Origin of the sequence: Streptomyces niveiscabiei (assembly GCF_033794345.1) — a bacterium.
GTDB lineage: Bacteria > Actinomycetota > Actinomycetes > Streptomycetales > Streptomycetaceae > Streptomyces > Streptomyces niveiscabiei.
Window position 1 is genome coordinate 22493 of sequence record NZ_JARAYJ010000027.1, and the last position, 15017, is coordinate 37509.

Annotated in this window: 13 protein-coding genes and 3 tRNA genes; 4 read left to right on the top strand and 12 right to left on the bottom strand. The window is 72.2% G+C overall.

Annotation, left to right across the window (positions count from 1 at the left end):
• Positions 1–118: 118 nt before the first annotated feature.
• The 5 genes from PV682_RS30280 to PV682_RS30300 form a co-directional block, all read right to left on the bottom strand.
• A complete protein-coding gene (locus PV682_RS30280; RefSeq protein ID WP_319734965.1) occupies positions 119–910 on the bottom strand; it encodes a S16 family serine protease in 792 nt (263 codons plus the stop codon).
• Positions 911–978: 68 nt separating this feature from the next.
• The gene (locus tag PV682_RS30285; protein ID WP_319734966.1) at positions 979–1620 is read right to left on the bottom strand and encodes an IclR family transcriptional regulator; all 642 of its coding nucleotides are present in this window, start codon (positions 1618–1620) and stop codon (positions 979–981) included.
• Positions 1621–1918: 298 nt separating this feature from the next.
• Positions 1919–3715, bottom strand: a complete 1797-nt coding sequence (locus PV682_RS30290; protein ID WP_319734967.1) for a DEAD/DEAH box helicase — start codon at positions 3713–3715, stop codon at positions 1919–1921.
• A gap of 160 nt (positions 3716–3875) precedes the next feature.
• Entirely contained in the window at positions 3876–4250 is a 375-nt protein-coding gene (locus tag PV682_RS30295; protein ID WP_319734968.1) for a type II toxin-antitoxin system death-on-curing family toxin, read from the bottom strand.
• Entirely contained in the window at positions 4247–4441 is a 195-nt protein-coding gene (locus PV682_RS30300; protein WP_319734969.1) for a ribbon-helix-helix domain-containing protein, read from the bottom strand. The genes PV682_RS30295 and PV682_RS30300 overlap by 4 nt, the downstream gene beginning before the upstream one ends.
• Before the next feature lie 167 nt (positions 4442–4608).
• On the opposite strand from PV682_RS30300, the gene PV682_RS30305 reads away from it, so the two are divergent.
• The 3 genes from PV682_RS30305 to PV682_RS30315 all read left to right on the top strand — a co-directional run bounded on the left by PV682_RS30305 (position 4609) and on the right by PV682_RS30315 (position 4908).
• Positions 4609–4706, top strand: a tRNA-OTHER gene (locus PV682_RS30305).
• A gap of 22 nt (positions 4707–4728) precedes the next feature.
• Positions 4729–4800, top strand: a tRNA-Cys gene (locus PV682_RS30310).
• Between the two features lie 21 nt (positions 4801–4821).
• Positions 4822–4908 (top strand) — tRNA-OTHER (locus PV682_RS30315).
• Positions 4909–4950: 42 nt separating this feature from the next.
• Here PV682_RS30315 and PV682_RS30320 read toward each other — a convergent pair.
• The 7 genes from PV682_RS30320 to PV682_RS30350 all read right to left on the bottom strand — a co-directional run bounded on the left by PV682_RS30320 (position 4951) and on the right by PV682_RS30350 (position 13297).
• Positions 4951–6108 (bottom strand): SUKH-4 family immunity protein, encoded by a 1158-nt coding sequence (locus tag PV682_RS30320; protein WP_319734970.1) that lies wholly within the window; start codon positions 6106–6108, stop codon positions 4951–4953.
• Positions 6109–6229: 121 nt separating this feature from the next.
• The gene (locus PV682_RS30325) at positions 6230–6757 is read right to left on the bottom strand and encodes an AAA family ATPase (RefSeq protein WP_109364338.1); all 528 of its coding nucleotides are present in this window, start codon (positions 6755–6757) and stop codon (positions 6230–6232) included.
• Positions 6758–9073: a xanthine dehydrogenase family protein molybdopterin-binding subunit gene (locus tag PV682_RS30330; protein ID WP_407705760.1), complete on the bottom strand. Its 2316-nt coding sequence runs from the start codon at positions 9071–9073 to the stop codon at positions 6758–6760.
• 109 nt (positions 9074–9182) lie between these two features.
• A complete protein-coding gene (locus PV682_RS30335) occupies positions 9183–11207 on the bottom strand; it encodes a (2Fe-2S)-binding protein (RefSeq protein ID WP_319734971.1) in 2025 nt (674 codons plus the stop codon).
• Complete coding sequence (locus PV682_RS30340; protein WP_055721445.1) at positions 11204–12097, bottom strand: FAD binding domain-containing protein; 894 nt, start codon at positions 12095–12097, stop codon at positions 11204–11206. The genes PV682_RS30335 and PV682_RS30340 overlap by 4 nt, the downstream gene beginning before the upstream one ends.
• A gap of 313 nt (positions 12098–12410) precedes the next feature.
• Positions 12411–12695, bottom strand: a complete 285-nt coding sequence (locus PV682_RS30345; protein WP_319734972.1) for a DUF3039 domain-containing protein — start codon at positions 12693–12695, stop codon at positions 12411–12413.
• Positions 12696–12724: 29 nt separating this feature from the next.
• Positions 12725–13297 (bottom strand): YqgE/AlgH family protein, encoded by a 573-nt coding sequence (locus PV682_RS30350; RefSeq protein WP_055721443.1) that lies wholly within the window; start codon positions 13295–13297, stop codon positions 12725–12727.
• Positions 13298–13582: 285 nt separating this feature from the next.
• Between PV682_RS30350 and murA the strand changes: the two genes are divergently transcribed.
• Complete coding sequence (murA, locus tag PV682_RS30355) at positions 13583–14929, top strand: UDP-N-acetylglucosamine 1-carboxyvinyltransferase (RefSeq protein ID WP_055721442.1); 1347 nt, start codon at positions 13583–13585, stop codon at positions 14927–14929.
• Positions 14930–15017: the final 88 nt, after the last annotated feature.

Consider the following 15017-nt stretch of genomic DNA (forward strand, 5'->3'; position numbering starts at 1 on the left):
GAAGCCGCCACCCACCACCCCCGCCCCACCAACACCCCCGCCTTAAGAGTCCGCCTCGGCTGGACCCTCGTAGAACTCGGTCTCCGCCTCGCGGCCCACCCCCGCCCCCGCCCGGCGATCAGCAGCTAGGCACGCTCCCCTTCCCCGTCCCCAGCGCCTTCAGCGAGCCGACCGCCCCCTTCAGATCCGTCACCGGGATCAGCCGCAGCCCCGAGGGCAGCTCGGCCTTCGCGTCGGAGCACTCGTCCTTGGGGACGAGGAACACCGTCGCCCCGTCCCTCCGCGCGGCCTGCGTCTTGAGCGAAACGCCGCCCACGGCGCCGACGCTGCCGTCCGCGTCGATCGTCCCGGTCCCGGCGATCACCCGGCCCCCGGTGAGGTCACCCCCGTCGCCGTCCCCGTCGAGCTTGTCGATGATCCCCAGTGTGAACAGCAACCCCGCGCTGGGCCCGCCCACGTCGGACAGCTTGAGGCTGACCTTCACGTCCTTGGACGACCGCCCCAGATACGTCAACGCGGCCTCGGTGGCGGCGTCTTGGGACTGTTCCATCTGCTCGGTGTTGTGCTGCTCGATCTCCTTGACCGAGTCCCCGCTGGGGTAGACGGAGTCGCGGGGCATGACGGCGGAATCCGTACGGAACCACCCGTCGACGACGTCGCTGAGAGACACGTCGGTGTCGGGCCCGGTCGCCACGATGGTCGTCATCCGCAACTGCCCGGACGTCTTGCGCACAGGCGCCCCGGACACGGTGATGACGGCCTCGCCCTTGTTCTCGCCCAGCACATCGGCGGTCATTCCGGGCTGAGCGATGGCAAATGGCAACGGCGCGAACGCGGCGACACCGAGCAATGCCACGAGGGGAACGCCACAGACAGCGACGGCCTGGAAACGCGTGAGACGAGAGAGCACGCCACAAATCTAACGTGACGGGGGTGTACCTCAGCGGTACCCCCTACTTCAGGGCTACCCCCTACCGACTACCGAAGCGCCTCCGCCACCTCCCGCGCCGCGTCCACCACCCGAGGCCCCACCCTCTCCGGCACCGCGTCCGCCAGCATCACCACCCCCACACTCCCCTCGACCCCGGTGACCCCCAGCAACGGCGCCGCGGCCCCGCTCGCCCCCACCTCAAGCTCCCCCTGCATCAGACAGAACCCCGGATCCCCGACCCCCTTGCGCCGCCCGGCGAGTATCGCCATCCCCGCGGCCCCCCGGTCCAGGGGATGCCGGAACCCGGCCCGATAGGCGACGTGGTAGTCGGTCCAGGTCGGCTCGACGACGGCGACGGCCAGCGCCTCGGCCCCGTCCACCAGCGTCAGATGAGCGGTCGCCCCGATGTCCTCGGCCAACGACCGCAGCGCGGGCAGCGCGGCTTCCCGTACCAGCGGATGCACCTGCCGCCCGAGCCGCAGCACCCCGAGCCCGACCCGGGCCCGCCCCCCGAGATCCCGCCGCACCAGCGCGTGCTGCTCCAGCGTGGCCAGCAACCGGTACACGACGGTCCGGTTGACGCCCAGCTTGTTGGACAGCTCGGTCACGGTCAGCCCATGATCCGTGTCGGCCAGCAGTTTCAGAACCCTGAGTCCCCGATCGAGCGTCTGGGAGGTCTCCGCGGTCACGACGCCCACTCCTTACGGTGATGACGCGCGACCCCCACACGGCGACCGCGTCATCGAGTCCCGTCGCTGACGCGTTGCAGAGGCCGCGATCGGCAGCAGGCGCCGGCGTTCCGGGCCCGTTCGCTACACGGCTGCGCTCTGCGGCGCCACTGCCACAGGGCGTGTGCGTAGCGGGACAGTAACGGGGAGGGTTCGCTGAGCGGAAGACTCCGTCCAGAATCCGGTCAATGACCGGTATGGACTACCTGCAAATGTCCGGATACGCGGAACCCCCTTCACAGAGGTCCCGCGGGCCCCGTCACTTCATGCGCGTGGCCCACTCCTGGACCTTCGCGATGCGCTGCCGCAACTGCCCCCCGGTCGCCTCGGCGCTGGGCGGCCCCCCGCACACGCGCCGCAGCTCCGTGTGGATCACGCCATGCGGCTTGCCGCTCTGGTGGACGTACGCGCTCACCATCGTGTTGAGCTGTTTGCGCAGCTCCATCATCTCCTTGTGGGACATGACGGGCCGCCGCTCGGCGGGCAGTTCGAGGAGGTCGGCCTCGGCGTCGGGCCGCTTCCTGCTGTGCGCGATCTGCTTGGCCTGACGTTTCTGCAACAGGAGCTGGACCTGGTCGGGTTCGAGGAGCCCGGGGATACCGAGGTAGTCCTGCTCCTCCTCGCTGCCCGGGTGCGCCTGCATGCCGAACTCGGCGCCGTTGTACATGACCCGGTCGAAGACGGCCTCCGACTCCAGCGCCTCGAACTTGAACTCCTCCTGCTCGCCGGTGTCCTCGTCCTGCTGCTTCTCCGCCTCCGCGAGGAGCTTGTCCTCCTCCGCGTACGGGTCCTCCTCGCCGCCCTTCTTGGGCTTGTCGAGGGCGTGGTCGCGCTCGACCTCCATCTCGTTGGCGAAGGTCAGCAGGTCGGGCACGGTCGGCAGGAACACGGACGCGGTCTCGCCGCGCCGCCTCGACCGTACGAAGCGGCCGACGGCCTGCGCGAAGAACAGCGGCGTCGAGATGGTCGTCGCGTACACGCCGACCGCGAGGCGCGGGACGTCGACGCCCTCGGACACCATCCGGACGGCGACCATCCAGCGGTCGGTGCTCGCGGAGAAGTCGTCGATGCGCTTGGACGCGCCGGTGTCGTCGGAGAGGACGACCGTCGCCTTCGTACCCGTCAGCTCGCGGATCAGCTTCGCGTACGCGCGCGCGGAGTCCTGGTCCGAGGCGATGACCAGGGCGCCGGCGTCCGGGATGGCCTTCCTGACCTCCGTCAGCCGCTGGTCCGCCGCGCGCAGCACGCTCGGCATCCACTCGCCGCGCGGATCGAGCGCCGTACGCCACGCCTGGCTGACCGCGTCCTTCGTCATCGGCTCGCCGAGGCGGGCCGCGATCTCGTCGCCCGCCTTCGTGCGCCAGCGCATGTTGCCGCTGTACGACAGGAAGATCACCGGACGGACGACGTGGTCGGCGAGCGCCGAGCCGTAGCCGTACGTGTAGTCCGCCGAGGAGCGGCGGATGCCGTCCGTGCCCTCCTCGTACGTCACGAAGGGGATCGGGTTCGTGTCCGAGCGGAACGGCGTACCCGTCAGCGCGAGGCGCCTCGTCGCCGGTTCGAACGCCTCCAGACACGCCTCGCCCCACGACTTCGAGTCGCCGGCGTGGTGGATCTCGTCCAGGATCACCAGCGTCTTGCGCTGCTCGCTGCGGTTGCGGTGCAGCATGGGCCGTACGCCGACACCCGCGTACGTGACGGCGACCCCGTCGTACTCCTTGCTGAGCGGGCCCGCGCTGTACTCGGGGTCCAGTTTGATCCCCACGCGCGCCGCCGCGTCCGCCCACTGCTTCTTCAGGTGCTCCGTCGGTGCGACGACCGTCACCTGCTGGACGACGTGATGGTGCAGCAGCCACGACGCCAGCGTCAGCGCGAACGTCGTCTTGCCGGCGCCCGGTGTCGCGACGGCGAGGAAATCCCTGGGCTGTTCCTGGATGTACTTCTCCATCGCCCCCTGCTGCCAGGCCCGCAGCTTGCTCGCGGTGCCCCAGGGCGCGCGGCCCGGGAAGGCGGGAGAGAGGTGATGGGAGGAGGACGAGGCGGCGGTGGTAGTCACGGTCTCCGGTTCGGGGGTGGGTCTCGGGTCCCGGGAGCTCAGGTACGAGGCTTCCGGTTCCTTGGCTTCTCGGCTACGTATGACAACCGGGCCACCCTACCGGCGCGGGGTGTCCGCGACGGCCCGGACAAGCCCACCGGGCCCCCGGTTGGGACCCACGTCACAGCTCCCTCAGCCGCCCCGCGATCACCCCGATATCCCCCTCGGTCCCGGCCGCCACGTCCACGACCAGCGCATACGCCGCGTCCTGATCACACGCGTCCATCCCGACCCCGTTCACCCCGAGAAACGTCACCGCCGCGAGCCAGGCCGTGCGCTTGTTCCCGTCGACGAGGGGGTGATTCACGGCGAGAGCGTGCAGCAGCGCGGCGGCCTGCTCGTACGTGTCCGTGTACGCCGGGGTCCCGAACATCCTCGCGCGCGGTCGGTGCACGGCGGACGCGAGCAGCCCGGCGTCCCGGGCTTCGGGAGCCTTGCCACCAAAGGCAACACGGGCAACCTGCTCGACCTCGGCAACGGTAAGAAACCTGGTCACTCCCCCAACCTCCTCAACAACTCGGCGTGCGCCTGCCCGAGACGCCGGGCCACATCGAGGACACGGCCCTCCTCACGGGCCAGGTGAATCCGCAGAGCCTCCCCCACGACGTCCTCCACCGTCCGCCCAGTGGCGTCGGCGAGGTCTTCGAGGGGTTGGTGGAGGTCGGGGGGCAGGTGGAGCTGGTTCATGGGGGTCGAGGTTAAAGGCGCGGGCTGCTCGGAGCGACCGACTTACCCCACACTCCGTTCATGAACGCCGTATGGCAGTCCCGTTGCGGCGCGCCCCACACGCTTGATCCTCTCGATCACCCGGCCGTACGGTTTTCTCACGAAGTCCGGGGAACACCCCGAAATATGGCCGTGTGCCCGAGTGGTTCAGGGACTCGCCTGCGCTGCATCCAACAGCGAGCTCCGCTCGCGGGGAGTTACGCGGGTTCGATTCCCACCACGGCCGAACAACAGAACAGCAACTCCCCGGCCGTGTGCCCGAGTGGTTCAGGGGCTCGCCTGCAAAGCGAGTTACGCGGGTTCGATTCCCGCCACGGCCTCTCACCAGCATGGAACAACGAGCCCGAGTGGTTCAGGGGCTCGCCTGCGCTGCATCCAACAGCGAGCTCCGCTCGCGGGGAGTTACGCGGGTTCGATTCCCGCCACGGCCTCTGAGATCTAGAGGTGGCGCTCCTTCAGGGGGGCGCCATCTACGCGTACAGCCCTCCCCCCGCCTCGTCGCCGAAGACCTCCGGCCAGTAGCGCCAGTCGTCGCCCTCGGTGAGGAGGACGGCGGTGGGGTCGACGGCGGCCAGGGTGTGGTTCATCGCCTCGGTGAGCTGGTCGTAGGTGTTCGTGAGGTCGTGGAGGGCGTCGAGGGTGCGTTCGCGGTGGATGAGCCAGAAGGTGAAGGCGAGGGTGGAGATGTCGGCGTTGAGGGGGCGGAGGGTCTTGTCGGGGAACGTGTAGGAGAGGACCGCGCCCGTGGTGCCGTCCAGGACGAGGCTCGTGTCTTCGAGGAGGGAGCCTAGGCGGATCAAGTGGGGGGCCTGGGGCGGGAGTTCGTGGGTGAGGCCCTCGTCCGCGCAGTAGTCCGGGAGGGTGCGGAGCGGGGCGTCCGTGTCGAGGGTGAACCAGACGGCCTCCTCGGGCAGGCCCACGCGCGCGAGGAAGTGGCGGGTCGGGGTGTGCGTGAGGGCGGGCGGGAAGTCCATCTCCTCGAAGCGGACGATCTCGCCCTGGCCGTACTCGTCGTCGAGGAGGCGCGGGGGGAGGTCGAGGGCGAGGCCCGAGGTCGTACCGGGGCCGGCGATCAGCGCGAGGGGGCGGATCACCGCGATCGTCTTCCAGTACGGCGCGACCTCGCCGTCCGTCTCGCCCTCGTACAGCGACAGCAGATGCTTCGTCGCCTCCGTCACCGCCTGGGCGCCGAAGCGGCCCGCGTAGGAGGCGAACTGCCCGCGCAGGGCGGCGAGTTCGTCGGCCGCCGTGGCGAAGCGGACCAGCTTCTCCAGGGAGGGGGCGAGGGGGCGCAGGTCCATGAGGTCGGGGCGGTCGTGGAGGAAGTACGTCGTCGAGACGGCGCCCGTCGCGCCGTCGAGGACGACGGACTCGGTCTCCTCGCCGCGCGCGCCGAGGAGGCCGCCGATGACGAGCTGGTCGCGGACGTCCGCGGCGAGCGCGCCCGCGGGGTCGCCGGTGGAGTCCCCGACCGTCCGCAGCCCGTCCCTGCGCAGCGCCTCGAACGTCAGCAGCCCGCCCACGCCGGGGAGTCCGGGGCCGGTCAGCCAGCGCCGGGTCGGCGCGTGCGTGACGTACGGGTCCAGCGCGTCCTCGGTGAAGGTGATCGTCGTCGCCGTGCTGCCCATTGCTCCCCCGTGCCTGAACAAGTCGTTCACCAGGCAGGACGCCCCGCTCGAACCCCGAGCCGCCCCACTGCTCAGAACACTACGCGGCCCCACTGACAACGCCCCACCACCAGCCAAGACGTCACTCGACCCCGGCGCGTTGCCTCTCGGTAAGAATTTTCTCAACGGTTTCCTCGGCCGTCATGCCGGACGTATCCAGCCACAGCCCGATCCGGGGCGTCCGCTCCCGCAGCCACCGGTCCAACGCCTCGACGGACCAGGCCCCGTACCCGTTCTTGGCCCGCCCGGCCTCCCGCGCGGCGACGGCACGGACGTCCGGCGCGAGCACGACGACGTACAGCGGGCGCGTACGGACCATCCCGGCCCACCCGGCGAGGTCCTCCCCGAGGACCACGTCCTGCACGACGGCGGTGAACCCGGCGTCGGCATACGCGTCGGCGGTGGCGGCGGACAACCGGTGGCGCAGCAGGAGCTGTTCGCGAGCCTCGGCGGAAGCGTCGGGCAGATAATCGGCCCGCCCCGACACCACCATCCGCCGGAACACGTCCCCGCGCACGTGCGCGGCGCGCGGCAATCGGGCCGCCAGTGCCTGCGCGACGGTCGACTTCCCCGACGCCATCACGCCGGTGATGAGGACGACCCCGCGCACCTACTGCGTCACCACCGCCGCCTGGGGCCGGATCGGCAGGCGGTTCACCGGTCGGCCCGTGGCCGCGCGTACGGCGGACGCGATAGCGGCGGGCGATGTCACCACCGGCACGGCGCTGACCGCCTTGGCGCCGAACGGCGCGACGACGTCGCGTTCCTCGACGAGCTTGACGATGGTGATCTCCGGCGCGTCGAGGGACGTCGGCAGGGAGTACCCCGTCAGGTCGGGGTGGCGGATCAGCCCGCGCGGGGTGCGCAGGTTCTCGGTGAGGGCGATGCCGACGCCCTGGGTGACGCCGGCCTCGATGCGGGCGGCCAGCTGGGAGGGGTTGAGGACCCGGCCGACGTCCTGCGCGACGGCGAGTTCGACGACCCGCACGGACCCCAGCTCGATGTCGACGTCGACCACCGCGCGCACGGCGCAGAACGCGAGCCCCACGAAGGCGTCGCCCTGCCCGGCCTCGTCGAGCGGCTCGGTGGGGTGCGGGCGGCACTGCGCGGTGGCCCACAGCTCCTTGCCGTGGAGTTCCTCGGCGACGGTGGTGGAGAGCACGCCGTCGTACGAGGTGATCTTGCCGTCGGTGATCTGGAGCAGCTCGTGGGACATGCCGAACTTGTGCGCCAGGGGCTGGAGGAGCTGTGTGCGGACCATCTTCGCGGCCCGTTCGACGGCGCCGCCGGAGACCCAGGTGTGCCGCCCTCGGCAGCCCGCGCCCGCGGGAGGCTGATCGGTGTCGACGGGCGCGACGTGCACCTCGTCGATGCCGAGGGTCTCCTGGACGATCTGGCGCGCGAGCGTGGTGAACCCCTGCCCGGTCTCAACGGCCGCGCACAGGACCGTCGCGACGCCGCCCTGGACCTTGACGGTGGCCGTGGAGACCTCGTCGGCGCCCTCCGCGCCGAGCATGTGCACCATGCCGAGCCCGTAGCCGACGCCCCGGCGTACGGCGCCGGGCTCGCCCGCGCCCTCCAGGCCGCCGGGGAGGAGCCACTCGTCCTCGGGGGTGTCCTTGGGGAGGGCGGGCAGGGGGTGTTCCTGGACGGCCTGGAGGAGTTCGGCGACGGGTGCGGGACAGGTGACGGTCTGGCCGGTCGGCAGGACGTCACCGGTCGCCATGGCGTTGCGCAGGCGCAGTTCGGCGGGGTCGACGCCGAGCTTCTTGGCGAGCTTGTCCATCTGCGCCTCGTAGGCGGCGCAGACCTGCATCGCGCCCTCCCCGCGCACGTGCCCGGAGGGCGGATTGTTCGTGCGGACGGCCCACCCCTCGATGAACGCGTTCGGGACGACGTACGGCCCGCACGCGAAGGAGACGGCGGCGGCGAGCGCCTCGGACGACGTGTCCGCGTACGCGCCCGCGTCGAGCAGGATCTGCGCCTCGACCTTGACGAGCCGCCCTTCCGCGTCCGCGTGGTGGCGGTAGCGCAGGAGCGTCGGGTGGCGGTGCGCGTGCCCGAGGAACGACTCCTCGCGCGTAGCGGTGAGTTTCACCGGGCAGCCGGTCTTCAGCGCGAGCAGGCCGAGGGGCAGCTGGAAGCCCTGGTCCTCGCGGTCGGCGGTCGCGCCGGGCACGCCGGTGACGACGATCTTGACGCGCTCGGGGGGCAGCCCGTAGACGGCGGCTGCGGTGTCGCGGTCGGTGTGCGGGTCGGTGGAGGCCAGGTACAGCTCCACGCCGCCGTCGGGGCGCGGTACGGCGAGTCCCGCCTCGGCGCCGATCGGGGCGGGGTCGGCGCGGCCGATGCGGTACTGGCCCTCGACGACGACCTCGCCGACCGCGTCCGGGTCGCCGTGGCGCAGCGGGATGTGCCGGATCAGGTTGCCGTCGGGGTGCAGCGGCTCGGCCTCGAACGCCTGCTCCGGGTCGGTGACCGGGTCGAGGACCTCGTACTCGACGATGACGGCGGCGGCGGCCATCCGCGCGGTGTCGGGGTGGTCGGCGGCGACGGCCGCGAGGGGCTCGCCGTGGTGGCGCACGACCTCGGAGGCGAACACCGGCCGGTCGACGACGCCCCGGCCGTGCCGGGGGGTGCCGGGGACGTCCTCGTGCGTGATGACGGCGCGTACGCCGGGCATCTCGCGCGCGTGGGAGGTGTCGATCGACACCACGCGCGCGCGGGGGTGCGGCGAGCGCAGGACGGCGGCCCACAGCAGGCCCTCCGCCCAGAGGTCGGCGGCGTACGGGAAGGTCCCCTCGGTCTTCGCGCGCGCGTCGGCGGGGTGCAGCGAGGACCCCAGCCCGTGCGGGATCGCCTCGGGCACGGGTACGGGTTCCACCGCCGCGATGGGCGGCGGCACGGAGACGGCGTCCTGGGTCACACCCGGCCTCCGATCCGCCGGCACACGAACGGCACGCCGGAGACGACCGACGTCCCGCGCGCGTACGCCACACCGCGCGCGCCCACCTCACCGTACGGAACCGGCTCGTTCACGCCTGGCCTCCGTCCTGGCCGAACACCTGGCCCTGACCTCCCAAGGTCCCCGTGTCGAAGACCGACGGGTGTGCCCCGCCGGACCCCGGACCCGCCTGATGCGGAATACGTGCCCCGTCGCCGTCCGTCTCAGCCTCGGCGGCGGCGAGGGCCTCACGTTCCTGGACGACCTCCTGGACGGCGTCCAGGACGCCCCGGTAGCCGGAGCAGCGGCACAGGTTGCCGCACAGGGCCTGGCGCGCCTCCAGTTCGGTGGGCGCCGGGTTGCCCTCCAGCAGGTCGTGCACGGTCATCGCCATGCCGGGCACGCAGAACCCGCACTGCACGGCCCCGCACCGCGCGAGCGCGCGCTGGACGTCGGAGGGGTGGCCGTCCTCGGCGAGCCCCTCGACCGTACGGACCTCGCTGCCGGCTGTCGTCACGGCGGGGACGAGGCAGGAGGCGACGAGCCGGCCGTCCACCTGGACGTTGCAGGCCCCGCACTCCCCTTGCGAGCAGCCGTCCTTGGCGCCCGCGAGGCCGAGGCGCTCGCGCAGCACGTACAGCAGGGACTCGCCGATCCACGCGTCGGTGACGGGCCGGTCGGTGCCGTTGACGGACAGCACGTACGAGGCGAGCGGGTGCTCCTCTCCGGGCGGCGGGGGGACCTCGCCGGTCTCGCCGGCCTCGTCGACCCCCGAGCCCTCCTGGGCCTCGCCAGGAGCCTCCGAGCCCTCCGGAGCCCCTGGACCACCCTCCGCACCCTCCGAGGCGCCCTCGACGCCTTCCACGGGCCCGGACGGGGCCTCGTACGCCGGTTCGACGGCCGCCTCGGCGGACGCGCCCTCCGGAGCCCCGGCCCCGTTCTCGCCCTCAGCAACGACTCCGGCTCCGGAACCGGCCCCCGCCTCGGGAGCAGCCCCGGCCTCCGAGGCCGCCTCACCCTCCGGCGCCAGCCGCTGACCGGCCCCGAGCGTCAGCCGGTTGATGGCAGCGGCGGCGGCACCGGACTCGGCGACAGCGTGCCCACCTGCGGCACCGCCGTCGGCCTCGGCAGGGGCATGACCAACAACCTCACCGGAACCGGCCACTCCCCCGGCACCGACCACTCCACCGGCACCGCCCGCCCCGACGGACTCGCCGGACCCAGCCGCCCCGCCAGGAGCACCCCGTCCATCCAACCCATCCAGCCCAGCCGCTCCACCGAGCCCGTCCAGCCCACCCGGCGCACCGACCCCGGCCCCGGACCCGCCGTCCAGCTCGGCCGAGGCACCCGCCCCGCCGTCCGTCCCGCCCGCGTGCTCCGGCAAACCCGCGTGCTCCGGCAAACCCGCATGCCCGAACTCCGCCCCCGCGCCCAGCCCTCCGGCAGGCCCGCCGGCCAGATCGGCCCCGCGTCCCTCGGAGTGCTCGGGCACCTCCGGATACCCGACCCCGTGCCCGTCGGCATGCCCGCCCGCCACGGCGAAATCGGTGCCGCGCCCGTCCGAGTACCCGGACAGCCCGGGGAGTTCGACCCCGCGTCCGTCCGAATGCCCGACGGCGCCGCCCTGCCCGTGCTGCTCCCACCCGGTGTCCGTCCAGCCGGGAGCCTGGGGCGCCCCGCCCCACTGCTCGACCAGCGCGGACGCCGTGAACTCCCCGGACTCGTCCGGGAGATCGCCCCCGGCGACGGGGATGGACCACTGCCCGGTCACGTCGTGCGCGGGCGCGGCCGGCGGCGGCTCCTCGTAGGTCCACTGCCCGGTGTGCTGCTGGGCGGGGTAGGTGAAGCGGTCGTCGCCGGAGCCGGAGACCGTGGGCGCGGGCCACTCCGCGCCGTCGGCGGGGGCGGCCCAGGGCTCGGGCGCTATCGGCGGGGGGACGTACCCGTGGCCGGGCGCGGCGAGGGGGCTGTCGCCCGCGAGGAGCGCGTCGACGCCGCCCTCGGGCAGCTTGACGAACGCGGTCGCGCCGTCGTCGTAGTCGCCCTGGGGCAGCGGGTCCCAGCGGCTGACGCCCTGCGGCGTGCCGTGTTCCTGACTGTGCTGCTCGTCGGTCACGACAGCGCCCTCCCCAGTGCTCGTCGGGCCAGCGCGGCGACGGTGCGCCGCAGGTGCAGTACGGCGGGCGGCAGCGGGGTGACGCTGCCGTCGACCTCGGGGACCGGGTCGGGGATGCAGGCGGCGGCGACGTACTCGCCGAAGGCGGTGAGCGCCTCGGGGACGAGCCGCCGGTTGTTGTCCCAGTCGATGAGCCGGGCGACCCACGCCTCGGCGTCCAGCGGGCGCAGCGGCATCGGGGCGATGGCGCCCACGGCGCACCGCACGCCGCGCCGGGCGGGGTCGAGGACGAGGGCGACGGAGGCGGCGGCGCGGCCGGGTCCGGTGCGGCCGGTCGCCTTGAGGAAGACCTGGGGGGCGTGCAGCAGGGGCACGCGCACGTAGCCGATGAGTTCGCCGCCGCGCAGCATCTCCATGCCGGCCAGCAGGTGGGAGACGGGGATCTCGCGGCGCGCGCCGCCGGGGCCCGCGATGACGAGGGTGGCCTCCAGGGCGGCCAGCACGGGCAGGGCGTCGCCGGTCGGGGCGGCGGTGGCGATGTTGCCGCCCAGCGTGCCCGCGTTGCGGATCTGCGGGGGGCCCGCCGCGCGCGCGGAGGCGGCGAGGGCGGGGATGAGGGCGGCGAAGTCGGGGCGTCCCATGCGCGCGTGCGTGAGGCCCGCGCCGAGGAGGGCGTGGCCGTCCTGGTACTGCCAGCCGCGGATCTCGCTGATGCGGCCGAGGCCGACCAGCGCGGCGGGCCTGAGCTGGCCGGAGTTGACGGCGGCCATCAGGTCGGTGCCGCCCGCCACGGGGACGGCCGTGGGCATCGCCGCGAGCGCCGCGACGGCCTCGTCCAGGGTCGTGGGCAGCGTCACGGACTGCGCCGCCTGCGGTGCGTGCGTGGTCAAAACCGGCTGCCCCTTCCCGCGTCCACCTGGTCCCGCCTGTTGGCCGTACGGTACGTGCTGACAGGGCGGACGTGGCAACTCTGGCACATGTTCGCAACACCCGAGGACAGGGGTCCACTTGGGGATGTTCGCCCACCTCAGACCCGTTTTCCCCGACCGTCCCCACTCCGTGCGAATTGCCCCTCTTCGGTGACCCTGCGGGGGTTTCCCCTACATACCTACTCCCCCTACATACCTACAAGCGCCGAAGCGCACGGAAGCCTCCGGCGCACGCACACGCGCGTGGCCGGAGGCTTCCCGTCGTACCTGAGAGCTACTTCTTGCCGCCGTCCCCGTCCTTGTCGTCCCCGGAGCCCATGGAGTCGTAGATCTCCTTGCACATGGGACAGACCGGGTACTTCTTGGGGTCGCGGCCGGGCACCCAGACCTTGCCGCAGAGCGCGACGACGGGCGTCCCGTCGAGGGCGCTCGCCATGATCTTGTCCTTCTGGACGTAGTGCGCGAACCGCTCGTGGTCGCCGTCGCCGTGCGACACCTGCGGCGTCGGCTCGACCAGGGTCCCCGTACCGGTTCCGCGCTCGGGTTCGAGAGTGCTCATAGGCCCCAGGGTACTGAAGCTCACACCCGTCAGTTGAGCGAAGGGTCGTCCGGGTACGTGGCCACCATCGCCAGTTCGCTGCGCTGGCGTCTGAGCACCTCGCGCCAGAGCCGCTCGGGCGCCGGCGAGGAGACGTCGCCGGGCTCCGACTCGACGACGTACCAGGCGCCGTCCCCCAGCTCGTCCTCCAGCTGTCCGGGCCCCCAGCCGGCGTACCCGGCGAAGATGCGCAGCGAGCCGAGGGCCTCGGCGAGGAGTTCGGGGGGTGCCTCCAGGTCGACGAGGCCGATCGCCCCGTGCACCCGCCGCCAGCCGAGCGGCGCGCGTTCGCCGGAGGCGCCGCCGGGGATCACCGCGACGCCGAGCGCCGAGTCGAGGGAGACCGGGCCGCCCTGGAAGACGACGCCGGGCTCCCCGGCGAGGTCGGCCCAGCCCTCCAGGATGTCGCCCACGCCGACGGGTGTCGGGCGGTTGAGGACGACACCGAGGGAGCCCTCCTCGTCGTGGTCGAGGAGGAGCACCACCGCACGGTCGAAGTTCGGGTCCGCCAGGGCGGGCGTTGCCACGAGCAGCCGCCCTGTGAGCGAGGACACCTCGGTCATGCCAGACATGATCCCGCATCCGCCCGCCGCGTGGGGAGGCAATCCCGCGCGCGGGGCTCGGCCGAGAGCGTAAGAGCAGGCCCGGGGTGCGAAACGCGGCGCACGCGCGCGCGGGACGCCGAAAACCGACCGGTAACCACAAGTACCCGGCACCACACCGATCGTGTTGTGACACAGCCATGACGCTCCTGAGCGCCTCCGGGGCTTACGGGAGGGGGGTGAACGGCGATTACCCTTTCCCTTCTGGTCCCTGCCCCACTCCTCACTCCATGGAACGCGAGATACATGACCGTCAACGGCTCTGACGACGTACTGATAGTCCACGGCGGTACCCCGCTGGAGGGCGAGATCCGGGTCCGCGGTGCGAAGAACCTCGTACCGAAGGCCATGGTGGCCGCTCTGCTGGGCAGCGAGCCGAGTCGGCTGCGCAACGTTCCGGACATCCGTGACGTCCGCGTCGTACGCGGTCTGCTGCAACTGCACGGGGTGACGGTCCGTCCGGGAGAGGAGCCGGGCGAACTGGTGATGGACCCGACGTACGTGGAGAGCGCGAACGTCGCCGACATCGACGCGCACGCGGGCTCCAGCCGTATCCCGATCCTGTTCTGCGGTCCGCTGCTGCACCGGCTCGGGCACGCGTTCATCCCCGGGCTCGGCGGCTGCGACATCGGCGGCCGGCCGATCGACTTCCACTTCGACGTGCTGCGGCAGTTCGGGGCGACGATCGAGAAGCGCGCGGACGGGCAGTACCTGGAGGCGCCGCAGCGGCTGCGCGGTACGAAGATCAGGCTGCCGTACCCGTCGGTCGGCGCGACCGAGCAGGTGCTGCTGACGGCGGTGCTCGCCGAGGGCGTCACCGAGCTGTCCAACGCGGCCGTCGAGCCCGAGATCGAGGACCTCATCTGCGTCTTGCAGAAGATGGGCGCGATCATCGCCATGGACACGGACCGCACGATCCGCATCACCGGCGTCGACAAGCTCGGCGGCTACACCCACGCGGCCCTCTCGGACCGCCTGGAGGCCGCCTCCTGGGCTTCCGCGGCGCTCGCGACCAACGGGAACATCTACGTCCGCGGCGCGCAGCAGCGGTCGATGATGACGTTCCTCAACACCTACCGCAAGGTCGGCGGCGCCTTCCAGATCGACGACGAGGGCATCCGCTTCTGGCACCCCGGCGGGCAGCTCAAGTCCATCGCGCTGGAGACGGACGTGCACCCCGGGTTCCAGACGGACTGGCAGCAGCCGCTGGTCGTCGCCCTCACGCAGGCCACCGGCCTGTCGATCATCCACGAGACGGTCTACGAGTCCCGCCTCGGCTTCACCTCCGCCCTCAACCAGATGGGCGCCCACATCCAGCTCTACCGCGAGTGCCTCGGCGGCTCCGACTGCCGCTTCGGCCAGCGCAACTTCCTCCACTCGGCGGTCGTCTCGGGCCCCACGAAGCTCCAGGGCGCCGACCTGGTCATCCCCGACCTCCGAGGCGGCTTCTCCTACCTCATCGCCGCCCTGGCCGCCGAGGGCACCTCCAGGGTCCACGGAATCGACCTGATCAACCGGGGCTACGAGAACTTCATGGAGAAACTTGTGGAGCTGGGCGCCAAGGTCGAGCTGCCGGGCAAGGCGCTGGGTTAAAAAGCTTTTGGATACGACGTTGGGGCGGCCCGCCTGAAAAGGAGGGCCGCCCCAACGTTTGTTCAGCGAGGCGAGGCCGTTGAGAGCC